The organism is Streptomyces sp. NPDC055140 (assembly GCF_053607285.1).
In genome coordinates this window covers 91,117-112,506 of record NZ_JBSGTG010000024.1, presented here as the reverse complement: position 1 = coordinate 112,506, position 21,390 = coordinate 91,117, and the positions used below count along the sequence as shown (strand labels likewise).

The following is a 21,390-nucleotide window of genomic DNA, read 5'->3' as shown; positions in this document are numbered from 1 at the left end:
GTCACCAGGTCAGCGCGTCGCTCATCGACTGCTGCCAGTACGTGACCTTGAGCGAGTCGTCGATGTAGACGCCCTTCGCGGGCAGCGCGGCCTTGGCGCCGGGGCCGCCGTCGTTCGTGTTGCGGCCCTGGAAGAAGACCTCGAGCGTCTTCTCCGTACGCCCGTTGGAACCGCCGCCGTCGTCGCCGCCGGAGAGTGCGACGCCCGCGTAGGCGGACTGGCCCGGCGGCAGGGAGACCACCGCCTGCGGCTGCGAGTCGTCGATCACCGGCGGGACCGACTGGGCCTCGCCGAAGCGGACGGCCGGGTAGCCGTACAGGTCGCATCGCTTCGAGCCGGTGTTGGTCACCGTCAGGAGCATGTGGTTGACGGGGCGCGCGACGGACTGGGCGGTGACCTTGACCGTGGAGCCGTTGCATGTGACGCGGGCGGTGGAGGTGGTGGGGTTGTTCTTGCCGGTGGGGGCGGGCCGGGGCTTCGGCTTGGTGGTGGCGCCGCTTCCGGTGCTGGTGCCGGTGCTGGTGCCCGTCGTGGATCCGGCGCTCGTGTCCTTGCCGCTGTCGCCGTCGGCCGGCGCCGACTTCGACGGCTGCTGCGACGCGCCCTCGTCGCGGACCCCGTCCCCGTTGTTGCAGGCAGTCAGGGAGAGCGCGGCCAGGGCGACCGTGGCAGCGGCCGTGAGGAGGCGGATACGGGAGCGGGTGGGTGCGGCGATGGACACTGGTGATCCCCTTCGGAAGCGGCGTGCTTGGATGGCCAGAGCTTGTGCGGTGATCTGTCCCAATCGCCAGTGATGCAGGACCACTTGGGACGCTGGAACGTTCGTACCGGCTCTGACCTGGGGAAACGACCATGCCCTGGAACGCCGGAATGGGATGAGGGGGTTGGGGAACGGTGGCTGAGGCTGACGGGACGGCGGAGTTCGCGACGCTGCTGCGAGGGCTGAAGGAGCGCTCGGGTCTGAGTTACGGCGTGCTCGCGAAGCGGCTGCACATGAGTACGTCGACGCTGCACCGGTACTGCAACGGGGATGCGGTGCCGGTCGACTACGCGCCGGTCGAGCGGCTGGCGCGGCTGTGCAAGGCCGGGCCCGAGGAGCTCGTCGAGCTGCACCGGCTGTGGGTCCTCGCGGACGCGGCGCGCAGGACGAAGCCGGTGGCGGCGGTGGAGGAGCCCTCGGCGGTGGCGCCGCCGTCCGTGCCCGACGCGGAGCCCGTGCCCGCCCCCGGGAAGCGCCGCTTGCGGCGTACTGTCGTGCTCGCCGCCGCCCTGGCAGTCGTCGTGGCCGGGGGAGCCGGCGCGTTCGCCGTGCACCTCGCCGGAGGCGGAAGCGGTGACGGCGGCGGCCGGAAGGACCGAGCCGGGGCCACCTCGTCCGTTGCGCCGGGAGCCCGTTCCGCGGACCCGTCCGGTACGGCGTCCCCGTCACCGGGCCGCAAGCACAAGCCTTCCGCGGGCCCGTCCCGCAGCGGCGCCCCGGCCGGTGCCGCACCGGGCACCCCGTCCGCCCCGGCGGCAGGCGAAGGCACCGGCACCCCGCTGACCGTGGCCACCACCCCGTACGTCTACGAGAGCCCCTGCAGTCAGCACTTCCTGATCGACAGGCCGCCGGCCGAGGTGCCCCCGCCGCCCCTCGAACAGGACGCCCCGAACTGGGTCGGCGCGATCGGCGCGGTCGCTTCGGGTGAGCAGTTCATCAAACTCACCGTTCAGGGGACCGGCAGCGAGACCGTGGTCCTGGAGGACATGGATGTCCGCGTCATGAAGTCCGGTGCGCCGCTCGCGTGGAACGACTACTCGATGGGCGTGGGCTGCGGGGGCAACGTGGAAACGAAGTCGTTCGGCGTGGATCTCGACGCGCCCCGCCCGGTCTCGGCGCCGAAGCACGGGCAGCGCGACTTCCCGTACAAGGTCAGCGAGAGTGACCCCGAGGTCTTCTACATCAAGGCGAACACCAAGGCCCACGACGTCAGCTGGGTCCTGGAGCTGAAGTGGTCGAGCGGCTCCCGCCACGGCGTCCTGAAGGTCGACAACCAGGGGAGCGCGTTTCGCACCAGCGCCGATGTCGGCCGCCCCGGCTACGACTACCCGATCGGGGCGGGCAGCTGGGGCGAGCGCGTCGACGGATAGCCGCCGGGCCCGAACGGCTGTGCCCCGCCGGGGACTTCCGGCGGGGCACAGTCGGCGTAATCGGGCTATCGAGCCCCGGATGGCCGGGGTCGGCCGGTCAGTCAGAGGCGCTCGGGCGTCCTGATGCCCAGGAGCGCCATGCCCTGGTGCAGCGTGCGGGCCGTCAGGTCGCACAGGAACAGCCGGTTCTCGGCGACCTCCGGCGCGGGCGCCGGCTTCACGACCGGGCACTGGTCGTAGAACGTCGTGTACAGCGACGCCAGCTGGTACAGGTACGCGGCCAGCTTGTGCGGCTCGTACGACGACGCGACCTCGGCCAGCGTCTCGCCGAACTGATCCAGGTGCAGGCCGAGGGCCCGCTCCGCCGGGGCCAGCTCCAGCTCCGGGTGCGCGAGAGGCCTGCGGTCGCCCGCCTTGCCGAAGATCGAGCGGATACGGGCGTACGCGTACTGGAGGTACACGCTCGTGTCGCCGTTCAGCGACACCATCTGGTCCAGGTCGAACTTGTAGTCCCGCACGGCGGAGGTCGACAGGTCGGCGTACTTCACCGCGCCGATGCCGACGTACACGCCGTTCTCGGCGATCTCCTCCTCGGCCAGGCCCACCTTCTCGGCCTTCTCACGCACGACGGACGTGGCGCGGTCGATCGCCTCGTCGAGGAGGTCCACCAGGCGTACCGTCTCGCCCTCACGGGTCTTGAACGGCTTGCCGTCCTTGCCGAGGACCGTGCCGAAGGCCAGCTGGTGCGCCTTCACGTCCCCGTTCAGCCAGCCGGCGCGGCGGGCCGTCTCGAAGACCATCTTGAAGTGGAGCGACTGCCGGGCGTCCACGACGTAGAGGAGCGTCGACGCCTTGAGGTTCTGGACGCGGTCCCGGATTGCGGAGAGGTCGGTCGCGGCGTAGCCGTAGCCGCCGTTCGACTTCTTGACGATCAGGGGGACCTTGTTGCCGTCGGGGCCCAGCACGTCGTCGAAGAAGACGCACAGCGCACCCTCGGAGCGGACGGCGACGCCCGACTCCTCCAGGATCCGGCAGGTCTCCTCGAGCATGTCGTTGTAGCCGGACTCGCCGACCACGTCCGGGTCGTCGATCTGCATGTCGAGCTTGTTGAAGACCGAGTAGAAGTAGATCTTCGACTCGTCGACGAACCGCTGCCACAGGGCGATGGTCTCCGCGTCCCCGGCCTGGAGGGCCACGACGCGGTCCCGGGAGCGGGCCTTGAACTCCTCGTCGGAGTCGAAGAGCGCGCGCGAGGCCTTGTAGAGCCGGTTCAGCGACGACATCGCCGCCTCGCCGTCAGCCTCGCTGCCCTTGCCGCCGTCGTGGTCCAGCTCGTGCGGGTGCTCCAGGAGGTACTGGATGAGCATGCCGAACTGGGTGCCCCAGTCGCCGATGTGGTGGCGCCGGACGACCTTCTCGCCGGTGAACTCCAGGATCTCGACCATCGCGGCGCCGATCACGGCGGACCGCAGGTGGCCGACGTGCATCTCCTTCGCCACGTTCGGCTGGGCGTAGTCGATGACCGTCGTGCCCGCGTCCTGCTGGAACGGCACGCCGAGGCGGTCGTCGGCGGCGCGGGCGGCCAGGGTCTCGATGATGGCCTTGTCGGCGATCGTGATGTTCAGGAAGCCGGGGCCCGAGACCTCGACGTCCTTGATCACGTCGTTGGCCGGGAGGGCGTCCAGGACGGTCGCCGCGAGCTCGCGCGGGTTCGCCTTGGCCTTCTTGGCGAGAGCCAGGATCCCGTTGGCCTGGAAGTCGGCCCGGTCACTTCGTCGCAGCAGCGGGTCCGCGGCGCCGGCCTCCGGCAGGGCGGCCGAGAGGGCGTCCGCGAGACGCTGGTGGACGGAAGCGGTGAGGGACGTGACCGAGGCCATGGGTGAGGTGCCGTTCTGCTCGGGTGCCTGGGTTTCTCCATATACAGAGAAGCTCAGTATCCCACGCGGTGAAAAGCGGTTTTCGCGGATGGGGGCGCAGCTGGGAGAATGGAACGGTCAGGCGTCCCTGACGCACTCCACGTATGAGGAAGAAGGACGTGCCGATCGTGGCTCAGAGCACAGAGACCACCGACTGGGTCTCCCGTTACGCGGACGAGGTCATTGCCGAGTCGGAGCGTCGTGCCCCGGGCAAACCCGTTGTCGTCGCGTCCGGACTCTCCCCGTCCGGCCCCATCCACCTGGGGAACCTGCGCGAGGTCATGACCCCGCACCTGGTCGCCGACGAGGTCCGCCGCCGCGGGTACGAGGTCCGGCACCTGATCTCCTGGGACGACTACGACCGGTACCGCAAGGTGCCGGCCGGTGTCCCCGGCGTCGACGAGTCCTGGGCCGAGCACATCGGCAAGCCGCTCACCTCGGTCCCGGCGCCCGCCGGATCGGCGTACCCGAACTGGGCGGAGCACTTCAAGGCCGCGATGACCGGGGCGCTCGGCGAGCTGGGCGTCGAGTTCGACGGCATCAGCCAGACCGAGCAGTACACGTCGGGCGTCTACCGCGAGCAGGTCCTGCACGCGATGAAGCACCGCGGCGACATCGACGCGATCCTCGACCAGTACCGCACGAAGAAGAACCCCGACAAGAAGCCGCAGCAGCAGAAGAACCAGAAGCCGCTCGACGAGGCCGAGCTGGAGGCCGCCGAGGGCTCCGGCGCGGCGAACGAGGACGACGGCAGCGGCGGCGCGGGCGGCTACTACCCGTACAAGCCGTTCTGCGGCGAGTGCGGCAAGGACCTCACCACCGTCACGTCGTACGACGACGAGACGACGGAGCTGTCCTACACCTGCACGCTCGACGGCCACGGCGAGACGGTCCGGCTGACGGAGTTCAACCGCGGCAAGCTGGTCTGGAAGGTCGACTGGCCGATGCGCTGGGCGTTCGAGGGCGTGATCTTCGAGCCGTCCGGTGTCGACCACTCGTCCCCGGGCTCGTCGTTCCAGGTCGGCGGGCAGATCGTCGGGATCTTCGGCGGCAAGCAGCCGATCGGCCCGATGTACGCGTTCGTCGGCATCAGCGGCATGGCGAAGATGTCCTCCAGCAAGGGCGGGGTCCCGACCCCGGCCGACGCGCTCCAGATCATGGAGCCGCAGCTCCTTCGCTGGCTGTACGCCCGCCGCCGGCCCAACCAGTCCTTCAAGATCGCCTTCGACCAGGAGATCCAGCGGCTCTACGACGAGTGGGACAAGCTCGCCTCCAAGGTCGCGGACGGCGCGGTCCTGCCGGCGGACGCCGCCGCGTACACGCGCGCCGTGGGCACCGCGGCCGGTGAGCTGCCGCGCACCCCGCGGCCGTTGCCGTACCGCACCCTGGCCTCCGTCGCCGACATCACCGCCGGCGCCGAGGACCAGACCCTGCGCATCCTCAGCGAGCTCGACCCGGAGAACCCGGTCACCGCGCTCGACGAGGTGCGGCCGAGGCTCGACCGGGCCGAGGCGTGGATCAGCAAGTACGTGCCCGCCGAGTCGCGCACCCTGGTGCGCGCCGAGCCGGACAGGCAGGCGCTGGCCGCGCTCGACGACGAGTCCCGCGAGTCGCTGCGGCTCCTCCTCGACGGTCTGGACTCGCACTGGTCCCTCGACGGCCTGACGCACCTCGTCTACGGCGTGCCGAAGGTCCAGGCGGGCTTCTCGCCGGACGCGACGCCGAAGGAGCTGCCGCCGGAGATCAAGACGGCCCAGCGGTCGTTCTTCGCGCTCCTGTACGACCTGCTCGTCGGCCGTGACACCGGGCCGCGGCTGCCCACGCTGCTGCTCGCCGTGGGCGCGGACCGGGTGCGCAAGCTGCTCGGAGCCTGAGACCGCGAAAGGGCCGCACCGGAGCATCCGGTGCGGCCCTTTCGCGTCTGTGGCGGGTCAGGCGATGTGGTCCTCGATGAACTCGCTGTTCAGCCGCTGCATGAACAGGTCCATGCAGCGCTGCAGTTCACGCGGTTCAAGGCTGGTTCCGAACGTCGCCTCGACGTTCGCGTGGAACGTGCCCGGGGTGGGCCCGCCCTCGCCGTCTATCGACTTGCGGAACACCTGGTACAGGTCCTCCTCCGTCGGCGGCTCCTCGCCGGTCTCGATGCCCTCACCGAGCTGGCGGGTGCGGTTGGGCCCGGACGGAACGGGGAACTCCGGCTCCTGCATCTGCGCCTGTGCCTGCATCTGCGCGGGGATGAAGGCCTCGGCCGGGAACTGCTCCTGGACCTGGCCCGGAGCCTGGTCCTCGTGCTGCTCCTGGTACCAGGGCTCGTACTCCTGCTCAGGTACGTACGACGGGTCGTAGCCGCCGTCGTACGACATCGCCTGCGGCGGGGTCGCGAACCACGGGCTCGACTCCTCGCCGGCGGCAGCCGCAGCCTCGGCCGGGGTGCCGGGTCCGGCGGGGACCGGCTGCGGTCCGGTGGCCGCCGGAGCGGGACGCTCCAGCTCGGGAACGGGAACGGGTGCGGGGGCGGCCGGTGCCGGGGCCGGGGGCAGCAGCGCGGGCTCGATGCCGGCGGCGGCCAGACCCGAGGGGGCGGTCTCCGCCAGCGGCACCCCGTACTTCGCCAGCCGCAGCGGCATCAGGGACTCGACGGGGGCCTTGCGGCGCCAGGCGCGCCCGAAGCGGGACCGCAGGCGCGCCTGGTAGACCAGGCGCTCCTGCTCCAGCTTGATGACGGCCTCGTAACTGCGCAGCTCCCACAGTTTCATGCGGCGCCACAGCAGGAACGTGGGCAGCGGGGAGAGCAGCCAGCGCGTGAGGCGCACGCCCTCCATGTGCTTGTCGGCCGTGATGTCCGCGATCCGGCCCACCGCGTGCCGCGCCGCCTCGACCGAGACGACGAACAGGATCGGGATGACGGCGTGCATGCCGACGCCGAGGGGGTCCGGCCAGGCGGCCGCGCCGTTGAACGCGATCGTCGCCGCGGTCAGCAGCCACGCCGTCTGGCGCAGCAGGGGGAACGGTATGCGGATCCAGGTCAGCAGCAGGTCCAGGGCGAGCAGTACGCAGATACCCGCGTCGATGCCGATCGGGAACACATAGCTGAAGTTCCCGAACCCCTTCTGGAGCGCGAGTGAGCGAACGGCCGCGTACGAACCCGCGAAACCGATGCCGGCGATGACCACCGCACCGGCGACGACCACGCCGATGAGTATGCGGTGCGTCCGTGTCAGCTGTGGCGCGGCCACACGTGCTCCCCTCCCTGTACGCCTTGTTGCGCGCAACAGCCTCGCACATCGGCGCGGGGGCCCGTGGCCCGGTACGGCGGGAGCCCGGCCCCATAAGGGACCGGGCTCCGCAAAAGGCGTGACCGGCAAGTGAGTTGAGGCCTGCTCGACGCCGACCGGAGGCCATGGAAGGCCACTTGGCGGCCGGTTGCCTACGTGGTTACGACTTCGAGGACGCCTTGTCCGACGGCGTGGCCGAGGTCTTCGAGGACGACTTCTCGGACGGCTTCGCGGAAGACTTGTCGGACGTCTTGCCCGAGGGCTTCGAGGAGGCCTTGTCCGACGGCTTCGCCGACGCGGAACCGGCGGTGTCCGAGCCACCCGCCCCGTTCGCCGCGACGACCGCCGCGACAGCGTCCTTCGCCGCCCTCTCGGCGTCCTTCACCAGCTCGTCGGCGCCCGGCGCCTTCTCGCCCGCGAGACCCGCGCCGTTGTAGTCGACCGTGACGACGACGTTCTCGACGCGCGTGACGACCGTCTGCTGCTTGAAGGTGCCTTCCTTCTTCTTCAGCTCGTACGTCACCGCCGTCGCCTCGTCGCCCGTGCCACTGACCGGCTCCGACTTCGGGGACTTCGCGCCGTCCACGGACTGCGCGTCGGTCACCTGCTTGGTGAAGTACTCGTGCGCCAGCTTGTTGCCGCTGCCGCGCGCCGCGTCCGAGTCGAAACGCATCAGCGACGCGTTCAGCCAGCGGAACTGCGACCCCTTCACGCCCTTGTTGTCGAGGCTCGACCAGGAGCAGGTTCCCCGCACCGACTCGTCGTCGGAGGAGCCCGCCTTGCCCGACTTCGCCTCCGGGACGAGATCGTCGAGCGTCTTCTTCGAGATCGCGGCGCACGGCTGCGGCAGCGAGTCGTACGCCGCCGCCTTCACCTTGGCGGCCGCGTCACTCGCGGACGCCGACGCCTTCGAAGAGCCCTTGTCGGCCCCGCCGCCGGAGTCCGAGCCGGAGGAGCAGCCGGATGCCACGAGGATCACCGGCACGGCGGCTGCGCAGACAAATATGCGGGTGAGTCGCTTGGTCGGTCGGTGCATGGTTCCTTATTCTCCGGGTTTGCCTGGTACGTACCCGAGGGGTGCGGCCCGGGTCCGATGGGCCACCGTACGCCCAAGCCGGGCGGCGCGGCTCCGCTTCCGCGGACCCGCGCACCCGCGGTACCACCGGTTACCCGCCCAGCGTCCCGGCCAGCTTCCGGGCCAGTTCCTGCGCCCTGTCCTGCATTTCCTTGCTGTCCGGCACCTTCGCGGCGGGGCCCGGCTGCTGCTCGTACTCGACGGTCACGATGACGTTGGACGTGCGGAACACCACAGTCACCGTGCGGTGGCCGCCCGCCGACGCGGACGCCGTCAGCTGGTCGTCGAGGAACGCCTCGTCGGCCAGCCCTTCGAGAACGCGGGGCTGCAGTTCGACGCCCGGAACGGAGTCGTCCGACGGGCTCGACGAGGCGTCGCCCGACGCTTCGCCCGACGCCTCGTTGTCCGTCTTGCCTGACTTATCCCCTTCTTTCTCCGTGTCGCCCCCGGCGTCCTCGCCGGTGCCGGCCGAGGGGGAGTGGGAAGAAGTCGGCGACGTCGTGTCCGTCGGGACCGGCTCCGGCAGATGCGCTTCGGTCCGCTTCGACGTGAAGACCTGGCCGGCCTCCGTGTCGTCGCTCACCGCGTTGTCGTAGGACACGACCCGCTCGAAGTCGACCAGCAGGCGATGCGTCGCGTCCGCCCCGTCGTCCTTCCAGCGGCAGCCCACACGCCGGTCCGTGTCGTACGTGACCGTGGCCGCGCCCTCGTACGCCTTGTCGCGCTGCTCGCCCTCGGGGAGCTCCTTGATGCCGGGCAGCATCTTGTCGAGGGTGCTCTTGTCGAGCTGCCGGCACGGCTCGGGCAGGGTGCGGTACTTGCCGGGCCGGGCGGCCACGGCGCTGGTGCCGACGTCGCCGGGCTTGGAGTCGGTCGCGTCACCGGTGGTCCCGGAACCTCCGGTACAGCCGGTGAGCAGCGCTGCGAGGAGCGCGGCGACGCCGGGTACGTACGCCTTCCGCTGCACGGTGATGGCCCCTCTCGACAAGGTGGCACGTCGTCGGACGTGCTTATTCGGTTGCCGTCGCAGGACGGCCGATGGACACAATGTGTATCGCACGCACTGCTGTGGACGCCGGTCCGATATCCCATTCGTTGACCTTGGCGCCGGTATTTGCGATTACTGACTTCTAATCGGGTATGTGAACGTACGGGAGCGTACGGGGGAAACGAGGGCACCATGTCGTATGTAGAGGTTCCGGGGGCGAAGGTGCCGATCCGGATGTGGACGGATCCGGCGTCGGTCGAGGACGTGGCGATGCAGCAGCTGCGCAATGTCTCGACGTTGCCGTGGATCAAGGGTCTGGCCGTGATGCCCGATGTGCACTTCGGCAAGGGCGCGACGGTCGGCTCGGTCATCGCGATGCACGGCGCGGTCTGCCCGGCGGCGGTGGGCGTGGACATCGGCTGCGGCATGTCGGCGGTGAAGACGTCCCTGACGGCGAATGACCTGCCCGGGGATCTGTCCCGGCTGCGTTCGAAGATCGAACAGGCGATCCCGGTGGGCCGCGGTATGCACGACGACCCGGTGGATCCGGGGCGGCTGCACGGCTTCGGCACGGGGGCCTGGGACGACTTCTGGGGGCGGTTCGAGGGGGTCGCGGACGCGGTGAAGTTCCGTGAGGAACGGGCCGCGAAGCAGATGGGGACGCTCGGCAGCGGGAATCATTTCTGGGAGTTTTGCCTCGATACAGACAATTCTGTCTGGGTCATGCTCCATTCGGGTTCGCGGAACATCGGCAAGGAACTGGCCGACCACCACATCGGCGTCGCGCAGAAGCTGTCGCACAATCAGGGCCTGGTCGACCGGGACCTCGCGGTGTTCATCGCGCAGACCCCGCAGATGGCGGCGTACCGCAACGACCTGTTCTGGGCGCAGGAGTACGCGAAGTACAACCGCGCGGTCATGATGGCGCTCTCCCTGGACGTGATTCGCCGCGAGTTCAAGAAGGCGAAGCCGACGTTCGAGCCGGTGATCTCCTGCCACCACAACTACGTGTCGGAGGAGCGCTACGACGGCATGGACCTGCTCGTCACCCGGAAGGGCGCGATCCGCGCGGGTTCCGGTGAGTACGGGATCATCCCGGGGTCGATGGGCACGGGCTCGTACATCGTGAAGGGCCTCGGGAACGTGGCGTCGTTCAACTCGGCGTCGCACGGTGCCGGCCGCAGGATGAGCCGGAACGCCGCGAAGAAGCAGTTCTCGACGAAGGACCTGGAGGAGCAGACGCGGGGCGTGGAGTGCCGTAAGGACTCCGGTGTCGTCGACGAGATCCCGGGTGCCTACAAGCCGATCGAGAAGGTCATCGACCAGCAGCGCGACCTGGTCGAGGTCGTCGCGAAGCTGAAGCAGGTCGTCTGCGTGAAGGGCTGAACCGCCTCGGCGCGCGCCTGCCTGGCCGCTTCGCTACTTCGCGTGGGTGACCGCGTAGATCATGACCAGGGCCACCAGGTGGATGCCGAAGAGGAAGTAGGCCAGGTACCACCACATGTGGCGCTCGCCGCGTTTCTCCTCTTCGCGGCGGCGCTCGTCCGCTTCGCGCTCCAGGATCTCGAGCGGGTCGGGGGGTTCCGGGGGCATCACAGCTCCCGGTGGACCTTGGTGTTGGAGGCCTGGGCGCGGGGGCGGACGACGAGCAGGTCGATGTTCACGTGGCTGGGGCGGGTGACCGCCCAGGTGATGGTGTCGGCCACGTCGTCCGCCGAGAGCGGTTCGGCGACGCCCGCGTAGACCTTCTCGGCCTTCTCGGTGTCGCCGCCGAAGCGGGTCAGGGCGAACTCCTCGGTCTTGACCATGCCGGGCGCGACCTCGATGACGCGGACCGGGGTGCCGACGATCTCCAGACGCAGGGTCTCGGCGAGGACGTGCTCGGCGTGCTTGGCGGCCACATAGCCGGCGCCGCCCTCGTACGTGCCGTGCCCGGCCGTGGAGGAGAGGACGACGACCGTGCCGTCGCCGCTCGCGGTGAGCGCGGGGAGCAGGGCCTGGGTGACGTTCAGCGTGCCGATGACGTTCGTCTCGTACATCTGGCGCCACTCGGCGGGGTCGCCCGTCGCCACGGGGTCCGCGCCGAGCGCGCCGCCCGCGTTGTTCACGAGGACGCCGATGGTCTTGAAGGCCGTGGCGAACTCGTCGACCGCGGCGCGGTCCGTGATGTCGAGCGCGTAGGCCGCCGCCTGGTGGCCCGCGTCGTTGATCTCGGCGGCCAGCGTCTCGATCCGGTCCTTGCGGCGCGCGGTGAGCACGACCCGGTAGCCGGCAGCCGCCAGCTGTCGTGCGCTGGCTGCGCCGATTCCGCTGCTCGCGCCGGTGATGACGGCGATGCGGGAGGCGGCTGCGGGCGCGGCGGCGGTCATGGCTTGCTCCTCGGACGTGCGATCGACTCCCGCCAGGATAGGCAGGCGGCGCGCGGTGGTGTCACCGGCCGCCGCGGGGCACGTACATGATCACGGCCATGCCGGCCAGGCAGATGAGGGCTCCGGTGACGTCCCAGCGGTCGGGCCGGTAGCCGTCCGCGACCATGCCCCAGGCGATCGAGCCCGCGACGAAGACGCCTCCGTACGCGGCGAGGACGCGGCCGAACTCGCCGTCGGGCTGGAGCGTGGCCACGAAGCCGTAGATGCCGAGGGCGATGACGCCCGCGCCGATCCACGCCCATCCCTTGTGTTCGCGCACGCCCTGCCAGACGAGCCAGGCGCCGCCGATCTCGAAAAGGGCGGCGAGGACGAAGAGGAGCGCGGAGCGGGCGACAAGCATGCGGGACAGGCTGCCATGCCGGTCCTGCGCGGCCGCCGCACCGTCACCTGTTGGACGGCGCCTGCGGGGCGGGATGCGTGGGATACATCAGGAGACCCGCCTGGCCGTGACCGGTGATTCGTGGTCGGTGATCTGTGGCGGAGGACGAGAGGGCGGAAAGAACATGCTGGTGAGGCGTGGTGTGGGGCGTGGAATTGGGCGTGAGGTCGGGCGTGGGCTCGGGGCCGTCGGGCTGAGTGCCGCCGTGGTGCTGGGGGCCGGTCCCGCCGTTGCCGACGGGCCCCGGACCCGGCCGCGGCCCGTTCCGGAGGTCGATCTGGCGTATCACGGGCAGGTCGCCATGTCCGGGGGCCGGGTGGAGACCCGGCTGATCCCGCAGAACCACGGTCCGTCGTCGGTGGCGGACGCCACGCTGCGGCTGCGCTGGTCGGCGCCGGTCACGGACACGCGGGGGCTGCCGCCGATGTGTGTGCGGGCGGATACGCAGACGGTCCTGTGCCGGACCGGCGCACTGCCGGCGGACAGCAGGGGCAGGCGGATCCGGGTGTCCGCGCGGCTGGCCGGGGCACCTTCGGAGGTGACGGTGCGGATCGACACGATGTGGAGCGGAGGCACCGCCGACCACAATCCGCAGAACAGCACCCACAAGGTGCTGGCCCTGGACACCGGGGACGTCTACTACTTCTGACTCCTGTGAGCTGGGCGACTCCTTCTGAGACGGAGGTGTGCGTCCCCGGGCGGGGCTCCTATCGTTCGGGCATGAAGATCACTGACATGGAGCCCGGCGATCCACGCCTCGGCGCCGAGGTCCTGCCCGTGCTCCGGGAGCTGCGCCCGCACCTGACCGGCGAGCTGTTCTGTGAGGTGTACGCGGAGGGGTACCCGCAGGGGCTGCGGTTCACGGCCGCGTACACCGGCGACGGGTCGTGCGCGGGCGTCGCGGGGTGGCGCGTGGTCGCCAACACGAGCGCGCTGCGCAAGCTGTACGTCGACGACCTGGTGACCGCCGAGCGGGCGAGGTCGGGCGGCGTGGGCCGGGCGCTGCTCGCGTACCTGGAGGAGCGGGCGCGTGAACTGGGCTGCCGCACGCTCCAGTTGGACTCGGGGACGCGCCGGACGGACGCGCACCGCTTCTATCTGCGGGAGCGCATGGACATCACGGCGTTCCACTTCGCGAAGAAGCTCGGCTGAGGGTCCGCAGGTCGAGGTGCCAGTCGTGGCAGCGGATCGCGCGGCCCTTCGGGTACTCGAAGTCGCAGGGGCCGCGCAGGGTGAAGCCGGCGCTGCGGCAGACGCCGTTCGACGCGGAGTGGTCGACGGCCGGGAACGCGTGCAGATGGCGGAGTCGTGCCCGGTCGGCGGCCGCATGTGCGGCGACGAGACGGGCGGCCGCGGCGGCGATGCCGCGGCCCTGGTAGCCGGGGAGGACGCCCCAGCCGGTCTCCCAGATCCGTTCGCCCTGCCACGGTGTCGCCCAGTAGCCGATGGAGCCGGCCGCGGGGGCGTCGGGTCCCGCGGTGATGCGGAACATCCGGCCGTGCCCGTCGAGTGTGGACAGGGCGAGGTAGCGGCGGTGGCGGTCCATGAGCTGGTCGAGGGTCTCGGGGCCGCCGAGGTGGGCCGTCATCTCGGGCGCGTTGTTCTTGAGCAGGAGGTCGAAGTCGGCGTCCGCCCAGGGCACGAGGCCTATGTGCGCCGTCTTTTCCCCGGCCGTCCTGCGTTCGGTGCTGTGCGTCATCGGCTCATCGGTTCCTCGGTGCGTAGGCCGTCGGCGGCACGCCTACGGTCGCGGTGAAATCTCTGACGAGATGGGCCTGGTCGGCGTATCCGAGGTCGGCGGCGAGGGCTGACCAGTCGACGGCGGCGTCCGAGTCGGCGCGTTCCAGAGCCTGGTGGATGCGGTGGCGCAGGATGATCCACTTCGGTCCGACGCCGACGTAGGCGGAGAAGAGGCGTTGCAGGGCCCGTACGGAGAGGCCCTGTGCGGCCGCGAACTCGCCGACGCGGTGCACGGTGGCGTCGGTGCGGATGCGGTCGACGAGGTCCATGGCGAGGTCGGCCTGTGGGTCGTCGGCGGCGGCGCGGGCGAGCAGGAAGGCGTCGAGTGCGGCCACGCGTGCGTGCTCGTCGTCGGGGCCGGTGACCGCTCGGGCGATGTCGGGCGGGGCGCCGGTGAACACGTCGCCCATGGGCAGCTCCTGGCCGGTCCAGTGGATGACCGGCACGTCAGGGGCGTAGGGCCGGAAGCCTCCGCTGCGGAACTTCACCCCGCACACCCGGCCGCGGCCCGTCAGCTTCTTGGTGAACAGGCCGAGCGCGACGCCGGTGACCATGCCGACGGGAGGTCCGCCGGGGCCTTCGGCGCCGCCCGCGTAGTCGTAGTGCTCGAAGGTCAGGTTGACCGAGGGGTGCGGGACGATGTGCGAGGCGTAGGGCTCGGTGAGGTCCCAGTCGATGAACCAGTAGTTCTCGACATAGTGGCGCAGCGGCTCGGCGGGCTCGTGGCGGCGGAACCGTACGCGGGTCAGGAGCTCGTTCGGGTCGACGATGCCGCGGGTGTCACGGCTGGGTGCGGCCATGGCCGGATCGTATGTCGCCTTTCTTCAAGACGGGCCGGGTTCGGGCTCCTAGCTTGGCGCCATGAATGACATCCACGGGAACAACGGGAGTGTCGGGAACCCGCGCGGCATCGGCGATCTGCTGGGCGTGGCCGTGGAGCGGGCCGTCCCGGTCGTCCGCGCCCTGCCCGACAGCCGTCTCGAAGCGGCGACGCCGTGCGCGGAATTCGACGTGAAGGCCCTGCTCAACCACCTCTTCCAGGTGATGGAGCAGTTCCAGCGGCTGGCCGCGAAGCAGGACTCCGGCTTCTCGGCCTTCACGGAGTCCGCGGACCGGGTGGCCGAGGGGCCCGACTGGCGTGAGCGGTTCGGTGAGGAGGCCCGGAAACTGGTGGCGGCCTGGTCGGCGCCGGGTGCCGAGGAGGGGACGACCGGCGCGATGAACATGCCGGCGGCCACGGTCGGCTCCATGGTGCTGCTCGATCTGACCGTGCACATCTGGGACCTGGCGCGGGCGACGGGGCAGGAGTACGTGCCCGAGGGGGAAGCGCTCGTCGTCGTGGAGCGGCTGGCCGGGACCGTCGCGGAGCTGGCGCCGACGGCGCGGTCGATGGGGGTGTTCGGGGAGGCGGTGCCGGAGCCCGCGGGGGCGTCGGCGTTCGAGCGGCTGCTCGCGGCGACGGGGCGGGATCCGCGGTGGGCGGCGCCGGTGAGCTGAGAGCCCTGAGGAATAGAGGCGGGGCCGTCACCGTTCGAGGGTATAGTTGAATCATCAACAACCTCGAAGGGTGAGCGCCATGCAGTTCGGGATCTTCAGCGTCGGTGACGTCACAGCCGATCCGACGACGGGCCGTACGCCGAGTGAGCACGAGCGCATCAAGGCCATGCTCGCCATCGCTCTGAAGGCGGAGGAGGTCGGGCTCGACGTCTTCGCCACCGGCGAGCACCACAACCCGCCCTTCGTGCCGTCGTCGCCGACCACGATGCTCGGCTACATCGCCGCCCGCACCGAGAACCTGATCCTCTCCACCTCCACGACGCTGATCACCACGAACGACCCGGTGAAGATCGCCGAGGACTTCGCGATGCTCCAGCACGTCGCGGACGGCCGCGTCGACCTGATGATGGGCCGCGGCAACACCGGCCCCGTCTACCCCTGGTTCGGCAAGGACATCCGCGAGGGCATCAACCTCGCCGTCGAGAACTACGCCCTGCTGCGCCGCCTGTGGGACGAGGACGTCGTGACGTGGGAGGGCAAGTTCCGTACGCCGCTGCAGTCCTTCACCTCGACGCCGCGCCCGCTCGACGGGGTCGCGCCCTTCGTGTGGCACGGCTCGATCCGCTCCCCCGAGATCGCCGAGCAGGCCGCGTTCTACGGCGATGGGTTCTTCCACAACAACATCTTCTGGCCGATGGAGCACACCAAGCAGATGGTGAACCTCTACCGCCGCCGCTTCGCCCACTACGGGCACGGCGCCCCCGAGCAGGCGATCGTCGGCCTCGGCGGCCAGGTGTTCATGCGCAAGAACTCGCAGGACGCGGTGCGGGAGTTCCGCCCGTACTTCGACAACGCGCCCGTCTACGGACACGGCCCCTCCCTGGAGGACTTCACCTCGCAGACCCCGCTGACCGTGGGATCCCCGCAGCAGGTGATCGAGCGCACCCTCGGCTTCCGGGAGCACGTCGGTGACTACCAGCGCCAGCTGTTCCTGATGGACCACGCCGGTCTGCCGCTGAAGACCGTCCTGGAGCAGCTCGACATCCTCGGCGAGGAGGTCGTGCCGGTGCTGCGCAAGGAGTTCGCGAACAGTCGCCCGGCGAACGTGCCGGACGCGCCGACGCACGCGTCGCGCGTCGCCGAGGCGGAGCTGAAGACCCAGCAGGAGAAGGAGGTGCCGGCCGTATGAAGCTCGTCGTCGTGTCGGCGGGGCTGAGCGCCCCGTCGTCGAGCCGGATCCTCGCCGACCGGCTCACGCGGGCGGTGACCTCGCAGGTCGCGGGCGCCGATGTGGACGTGACCGTCGTCGAACTGCGTGACCTTGCCGTCGAGATCGCGCACAACCTGGTCACCGGGTTCCCCGGGCCCGCCCTCAGGGAGGCGCTCGACGCGGTGGCCGGGGCGGACGGTCTGATCGCCGTGTCGCCGGTGTTCTCGGCCTCGTACAGCGGTCTGTTCAAGTCGTTCTTCGACGTGCTCGACAAGGACGCGCTCACCGGGAAGCCGGTGCTCGTCGGGGCGACCGGCGGCACGCCGCGGCACTCGCTCGTCGTGGAGCACGCGATGCGTCCGCTGTTCGCCTACCTGCGGGCCGTGGTCGTGCCGACCGCCGTGTACGCGGCGTCGCAGGACTGGGGAGCGGAGGGTCTCGAGCAGCGCGTCGAACGGGCGGGCGGCGAGCTCGCCCGGCTCATGACCGGGCTCGCGGCGGCCCGCCCGGCGCCGGTGGAGTGGGGCGACGATGTCGTCCCCTTCGAGCGGCAGCTTGCCGCGCTGCGGGCGGAGTAGGCGTCGTCCGTCGGGTTACGGGCCCTGCGGGCCGGCCGGCGCGAGCCAGGCCGTCCAGCCGGGGGTGCGGTGCAGGGGATACGGCGTCCAGTCGCGCGCATAGTGCGGTGGGCGCTGTCCCCTTTCCGTGAGGAGGGCGGTCGGCACCTCGGCGGCGCGGTCGAGGAGGCCCGCGACGGTCGTCGAGAGGTTGTTGCCGTCCACCTGGGCGGAGGCGCAGCCCGCGTCGTAGGCGATGGGGAGGGCGCGCGGGCCCGAGACCAGGCAGGGCGGCCGCAGGCCCAGGGTGCGCAGTCCGTCGGCGGCGGCGCGGTAGCGCTCGTTCGTGAGCGCGGTGGACGCGGTGACCGGGGTCAGGACAGTGGCCTGCGAGACGAGCTGCGCCGCGATGAACAGTCCTGCGAGGACGAGGGCGCGGCGCGAGTTCAGGCGCGTGACCAGGCCCGCGACCGGCAGTGCGAGGAGCGCGTAGGCCGGGAGCAGGAAGCGCGGAGCCGAGTAGTCGATCATGAGCAGATACGGCACGGAGAGCGCGGCGGCGACGGCCATGGGGAGTGCGGTCGGCAGGAGCCGGCGCTCGCGCACGGCGTAGGCGAGCGCGGCCGCGGCGAGCAGGGGCAGGACCAGCCACCACAGGGTGAGGCCGGGGGAGTCCTGGGTCGCCGTGCACGGGCGGCACAGCAGGGGGCCGTTGAGGCTGGACCAGGCGTTGCCGAAGTTGAGGTGCAGGCCCATGTCGCCCTCGGTGGCGCTCGACACATGCAGCCGGTCCTGTACCGAGCCGAAGCGGATGAACGCCTCCGCGACCCACTGGGCGAGGCCGACCGCGAGTCCGCCGACCAGGTAGGGCAGGGTGCGGCGGTTGCGGAACAGGGCCGTGGCGATCAGGGGCAGGGCGAGCCAGACCGCGTCCGGGGCGCGGAACAGGGCGGTCACGGCGACACAGCCTGCGAGCCACCAGCTGGCGCGGGGTTCGCGCCCGATCACCGCGCGCAGGAACCAGCCGGTGGCGGCGACCGCGCCGAACGCGACCCAGAGGTTGGGCATGGCCTGAGGCCCGGAGATCTGGGTGATCCACAGCCCTCCGAACAGCAGCGCGGCGAGGGCGGTGGTGCGGGCCCCGACGACGGGACGCCATACGCGGAACGCGGCGTACAGGGCGGCCGACGAGAGCAGCGTGAGCCCGATGCGCAGGACGAGCACGGACGGGGTGGCCGCGATGAACGGCGCGGTCAGGAAGCTGATGCCGCGGGAGCGCGGCGCGCTGAAGAAGGCGGCGGGGACACGCGGGTCGTACTGCGACACGTACACGGTCTCGTCCCACCCGAGCGCGTGCGCGAGCGGCGGCACGACGAGCAAGCACTGAACGAGGGCGTAGGCGAGGGCTACGAGGGCGAGCCACGGGGTGGCGCGGGGGCGCCTTCCGGGGGCACCGGGGGCGGTGGTGGTGGCTGGGCAGCTGGGGGTGGGTCCGGTGTGGCGGCGGGGGGTGGTGGTGGCTGCGGCGTCGGCCCCCGGGCGGGTGGCCCCGGCCTCCGGCCGGCCCGTCTGCGGTCGGGTGGTGGAGGCTGTCGGGTCCGTGTCCGGGTGGGCGGAGGCTGTCGGGCCGGGCGGCTGGGCGCGATGCCGCCGAGGCGTCGAGTGGCCTGGGGTGGAAGGGCGCTCGGCCCACCTCCGTGCCGTGGTTCCGGTCTCCGGTCGGGCAGTGGTGGCTGCCGTACCCGGCTGGGCGTCGGGCGGGGGCACGGACGGCTCGGGCCCGGACAGGGACGGTCCGGACCCGGATGCGGACGGTCCGGGCTTCGGGTGGAGGTCGGGCCGGGGGGCGGGTCGCCGCCGGTTTTGATCGGCCCGCCTTCCCCGGCCCTCGGTGGCCCGGTCCCGCTTGGCTCCGGGGGCCTTGGGGCCTTGCGGGCGGGCCGGTTCTGGGGTGGGGGTGCCGAGGTGTGCGTCGTTGGTCGTCATGTGCCTTCCCGCTCGTGCGTCACGTGGGGCGTGGGTCCGAGTGGGCACCGCGCGCGGGCACGGTCCGGGCCGGGCCGCGGGGCGAACGGGTCTTGCGCCGCGCCCAGTTGGCCGCCCGGTGGCGCAGCCGCTGCCAAGAGCGCAGGCGCCGCGTCTCACGGAGTTCGGCGAACAGGAGCTCGTAGCGGGCGACGATCGGATCGGGGTCGTAGCGGCGGGCCGACGCGAACGCGGCGCGGGCCATGGCGTGCCGGTGCGGCGCGTCCTGGATGAGATCGACCATGGCCTCGGCGAGGGCGCGCGCGTCCCCGACGGGTACGAGCCGGCCGTCGACGCCGTCCGTGATGATCTCGGCGGGGCCGAGTGGCGCGTTGGTGCTGACCGCCGGAACCCCGCACCGCATGGCCTCGACGAGCGTCATCCCGAAGGACTCCGCGTCGGAGGCGGACACCACGATCGAGGCCTTGGCGAACTCCGGCTCGATGGGTGAGTGCGCCCCCATCAGATGGGCGCGCCCGGTCAGCCCGAGCCCGGCGACGAGATCGCGCAGCTTCGCTTCCTCGGGCCCGCCGCCGTAGATCCGCAGCTGCCACTCGGGTTCCTGCGCGGCGACGGCCGCGAAGGCCTCCAGGAGCAGGTCGAAGCGCTTGCCCGGCGCGAGACGCCCGGCACTCGCGATGATCTTGGAAGTTCCCTCGGACGGGGGACAGGGCGCCTCCGGCACGATGTTCGGGACCGACAGAACCCGTACACCCGGCAGGGTCATGCGCGCCCGGTACACCTCGGCGTCCGCCGCGGTCATGGTGACGACGGCGTCGAGGGAGCGGTAGTGGCGGGCGAGTACCGCCCGGAGCTTCTTGCTGTGGGCGTCGTGGCGCAGGTGCTCCTGCCCGATGCGCAGTGCGGTGCGCGGGCCGTGCATCGCCAGATAGACGTTGATGCCGGGGCGCGTACCGATCACGACGTCAGCGTCGCAGTGCTCCAGGTACTCACGCACGCGCAGATCGTGCAGACGGGTGTACTGCTTGTGGCGCTTCTCGGCGGCGGGAAAGTCCTGCGCGGGTTCCCCGTACGCCGCGTACTGCGTGTCGACGCCGCCGATGCGCGTGTCGACGAGCGGGACCAGTGAGACGGCGGGGTCGACCGTGAAGCGCGGCACCTCGCGGTGCCGGGACATCGAGACGATCTCCACCTCGTGGCCACCGCACCCCGCGAGCGCGGCGGCGAGGTTGAGCGTGGTCCGTACGGTCCCGCCGATCGCGTACGCGTTGTGCAGCAGGAACACGATCTTCATGGACAACCCTCCCGGCGGGCCCTTTGCCCGCAACATACGGCGGCAGCCTGGTCCAGCGAGGTAAGCCGCCGTTCGCGCCCGGGTGAGAGGCGGGTAAGAAGGCGTCCGGCGGGCCCCTGGTCAGGGGGTACGCCCCCGGGCGCGGGGGGCACACTGGAACGCGTGTCCCCAACCGCTGCGTCCGCCACGCCCCGCGCCGCGTCCCCGACCGTGCTGCTCGCCGAGGACGACCGTGCCATCCGCCATGCCCTGGAGCGGGCCCTGACCCTGGAGGGTTACGAGGTCACGGCCGTCGCCGACGGAGTGGAGGCGATCGCCCAGGCCCACCGCAGGGCGCCCGACATACTCGTCCTGGACGTGATGATGCCGGGCATCGACGGCCTTCAGGTGTGCCGGGTGCTGCGCGCCGAGGGCGACCGCACGCCGATCCTGATGCTGACGGCGCTGGTCGAGACGCCCGACCGGATCGCGGGCCTGGACGCGGGCGCGGACGACTACGTCGTGAAGCCGTTCGACGTGGACGAGGTCTTCGCGCGGCTGCGTGCCCTGCTGCGCCGCACCAACGGCGCTGCCTCGGACGACGGCCGCGACGCATCACCGTCCGAGCCGGACGGCCAGGTCGCCGCGGCCGACCTCCGGATGGACCCGCAGGCGAGGCGGGCCTGGCGCGGTGAGCGCGAACTGGAACTCACCCGCACCGAGTTCGACCTCTTGGAGCTGCTCGTGCGCAACGCGGGCATCGTCCTCGACCACGCCACGATCTACGACCGCATCTGGGGCTACGACTTCGGCCCCGGGTCGAAGAACCTCGCCGTCTACGTCGGCTATCTGCGCCGCAAGGTCGACGAACCCGGCGCCCCCTCCCTGATCCACACCGTGCGCGGCGTCGGCTACGTGCTGCGGGAGGACTGAGG

At 71.1% G+C, this 21,390-nt stretch carries 21 protein-coding genes; 9 read left to right on the top strand and 12 right to left on the bottom strand.

Annotated features, from left to right (window positions below; all coding sequences use genetic code 11):
* Nucleotide 1: 1 nt before the first annotated feature.
* Nucleotides 2–715: a DUF4232 domain-containing protein gene (locus ACWFR4_RS35465; RefSeq protein WP_453656045.1), complete on the bottom strand. Its 714-nt coding sequence runs from the start codon at nt 713–715 to the stop codon at nt 2–4.
* A 179-nt stretch (nt 716–894) separates the two neighbouring features.
* Between ACWFR4_RS35465 and ACWFR4_RS35460 the strand changes: the two genes are divergently transcribed.
* Nucleotides 895–2,130 (top strand): helix-turn-helix domain-containing protein, encoded by a 1,236-nt coding sequence (locus ACWFR4_RS35460; RefSeq protein WP_453469577.1) that lies wholly within the window; start codon nt 895–897, stop codon nt 2,128–2,130.
* Between the two features lie 101 nt (nt 2,131–2,231).
* Here the strand turns inward: ACWFR4_RS35460 and argS are convergent, their stop codons facing one another.
* Nucleotides 2,232–4,007, bottom strand: a complete 1,776-nt coding sequence (gene argS, locus ACWFR4_RS35455; protein WP_453656036.1) for an arginine--tRNA ligase — start codon at nt 4,005–4,007, stop codon at nt 2,232–2,234.
* A gap of 158 nt (nt 4,008–4,165) precedes the next feature.
* Between argS and lysS the strand changes: the two genes are divergently transcribed.
* Nucleotides 4,166–5,920 (top strand): lysine--tRNA ligase, encoded by a 1,755-nt coding sequence (gene lysS, locus ACWFR4_RS35450; RefSeq protein ID WP_453656044.1) that lies wholly within the window; start codon nt 4,166–4,168, stop codon nt 5,918–5,920.
* A 57-nt stretch (nt 5,921–5,977) separates the two neighbouring features.
* Here lysS and ACWFR4_RS35445 read toward each other — a convergent pair whose 3' ends face one another.
* The 3 genes from ACWFR4_RS35445 to ACWFR4_RS35435 form a co-directional block, all read right to left on the bottom strand.
* On the bottom strand, nt 5,978–7,282 hold the full coding sequence (locus ACWFR4_RS35445) for a DUF2637 domain-containing protein (protein WP_453656035.1): 1,305 nt from the start codon (nt 7,280–7,282) through the stop codon (nt 5,978–5,980).
* 199 nt (nt 7,283–7,481) lie between these two features.
* A complete protein-coding gene (locus ACWFR4_RS35440; protein ID WP_453656034.1) occupies nt 7,482–8,357 on the bottom strand; it encodes a DUF3558 domain-containing protein in 876 nt (291 codons plus the stop codon).
* Between the two features lie 130 nt (nt 8,358–8,487).
* Nucleotides 8,488–9,363: a DUF3558 domain-containing protein gene (locus ACWFR4_RS35435; RefSeq protein WP_453460616.1), complete on the bottom strand. Its 876-nt coding sequence runs from the start codon at nt 9,361–9,363 to the stop codon at nt 8,488–8,490.
* 213 nt (nt 9,364–9,576) lie between these two features.
* Between ACWFR4_RS35435 and ACWFR4_RS35430 the strand changes: the two genes are divergently transcribed.
* Entirely contained in the window at nt 9,577–10,770 is a 1,194-nt protein-coding gene (locus ACWFR4_RS35430) for an RtcB family protein (RefSeq protein WP_453460619.1), read from the top strand.
* Nucleotides 10,771–10,803: 33 nt separating this feature from the next.
* Here ACWFR4_RS35430 and ACWFR4_RS35425 read toward each other — a convergent pair whose 3' ends face one another.
* The 3 genes from ACWFR4_RS35425 to ACWFR4_RS35415 all read right to left on the bottom strand — a co-directional run bounded on the left by ACWFR4_RS35425 (nt 10,804) and on the right by ACWFR4_RS35415 (nt 12,153).
* Nucleotides 10,804–10,977 (bottom strand): hypothetical protein, encoded by a 174-nt coding sequence (locus tag ACWFR4_RS35425; protein WP_227296665.1) that lies wholly within the window; start codon nt 10,975–10,977, stop codon nt 10,804–10,806.
* A complete protein-coding gene (locus ACWFR4_RS35420) occupies nt 10,977–11,753 on the bottom strand; it encodes an SDR family NAD(P)-dependent oxidoreductase (protein ID WP_453656033.1) in 777 nt (258 codons plus the stop codon). Before ACWFR4_RS35420 ends, ACWFR4_RS35425 begins: the two co-directional genes overlap by 1 nt.
* Before the next feature lie 61 nt (nt 11,754–11,814).
* The gene (locus ACWFR4_RS35415) at nt 11,815–12,153 is read right to left on the bottom strand and encodes a YnfA family protein (protein WP_453460622.1); all 339 of its coding nucleotides are present in this window, start codon (nt 12,151–12,153) and stop codon (nt 11,815–11,817) included.
* Nucleotides 12,154–12,493: 340 nt separating this feature from the next.
* Between ACWFR4_RS35415 and ACWFR4_RS35410 the strand changes: the two genes are divergently transcribed.
* Entirely contained in the window at nt 12,494–12,841 is a 348-nt protein-coding gene (locus ACWFR4_RS35410; protein WP_453656032.1) for a hypothetical protein, read from the top strand.
* A 71-nt stretch (nt 12,842–12,912) separates the two neighbouring features.
* Nucleotides 12,913–13,344: a GNAT family N-acetyltransferase gene (locus ACWFR4_RS35405; protein ID WP_453460628.1), complete on the top strand. Its 432-nt coding sequence runs from the start codon at nt 12,913–12,915 to the stop codon at nt 13,342–13,344.
* Here ACWFR4_RS35405 and ACWFR4_RS35400 read toward each other — a convergent pair.
* Both ACWFR4_RS35400 and ACWFR4_RS35395 read right to left on the bottom strand, forming a co-directional pair.
* Complete coding sequence (locus ACWFR4_RS35400; protein WP_453460631.1) at nt 13,310–13,891, bottom strand: GNAT family N-acetyltransferase; 582 nt, start codon at nt 13,889–13,891, stop codon at nt 13,310–13,312. The genes ACWFR4_RS35405 and ACWFR4_RS35400 overlap by 35 nt on opposite strands.
* A gap of 4 nt (nt 13,892–13,895) precedes the next feature.
* Nucleotides 13,896–14,732, bottom strand: coding sequence for an AraC family transcriptional regulator (locus ACWFR4_RS35395; RefSeq protein ID WP_453460634.1), 837 nt, complete (start codon nt 14,730–14,732; stop codon nt 13,896–13,898).
* A gap of 61 nt (nt 14,733–14,793) precedes the next feature.
* Between ACWFR4_RS35395 and ACWFR4_RS35390 the strand changes: the two genes are divergently transcribed.
* The 3 genes from ACWFR4_RS35390 (at nt 14,794) to ACWFR4_RS35380 (ending at nt 17,217) form a co-directional block, all read left to right on the top strand.
* Nucleotides 14,794–15,429, top strand: a complete 636-nt coding sequence (locus ACWFR4_RS35390) for a TIGR03086 family metal-binding protein (RefSeq protein ID WP_453656031.1) — start codon at nt 14,794–14,796, stop codon at nt 15,427–15,429.
* Between the two features lie 79 nt (nt 15,430–15,508).
* Nucleotides 15,509–16,618: an LLM class flavin-dependent oxidoreductase gene (locus tag ACWFR4_RS35385; protein WP_116511338.1), complete on the top strand. Its 1,110-nt coding sequence runs from the start codon at nt 15,509–15,511 to the stop codon at nt 16,616–16,618.
* On the top strand, nt 16,615–17,217 hold the full coding sequence (locus tag ACWFR4_RS35380; RefSeq protein ID WP_453656030.1) for an FMN reductase: 603 nt from the start codon (nt 16,615–16,617) through the stop codon (nt 17,215–17,217). Before ACWFR4_RS35385 ends, ACWFR4_RS35380 begins: the two co-directional genes overlap by 4 nt.
* 15 nt (nt 17,218–17,232) lie before the next feature.
* Here ACWFR4_RS35380 and ACWFR4_RS35375 read toward each other — a convergent pair whose 3' ends face one another.
* A complete protein-coding gene (locus ACWFR4_RS35375; RefSeq protein ID WP_453656029.1) occupies nt 17,233–19,182 on the bottom strand; it encodes a hypothetical protein in 1,950 nt (649 codons plus the stop codon).
* Nucleotides 19,183–19,201: 19 nt separating this feature from the next.
* A complete protein-coding gene (locus ACWFR4_RS35370) occupies nt 19,202–20,476 on the bottom strand; it encodes a glycosyltransferase family 4 protein (protein WP_453460646.1) in 1,275 nt (424 codons plus the stop codon).
* A gap of 210 nt (nt 20,477–20,686) precedes the next feature.
* Between ACWFR4_RS35370 and ACWFR4_RS35365 the strand changes: the two genes are divergently transcribed.
* Nucleotides 20,687–21,388 carry a response regulator transcription factor gene (locus ACWFR4_RS35365; protein ID WP_453460700.1) on the top strand — a complete coding sequence of 234 codons (702 nt, stop codon included), beginning with the start codon at nt 20,687–20,689 and terminating at the stop codon, nt 21,386–21,388.
* The last annotated feature ends 2 nt before the right edge of the window (nt 21,389–21,390 follow it).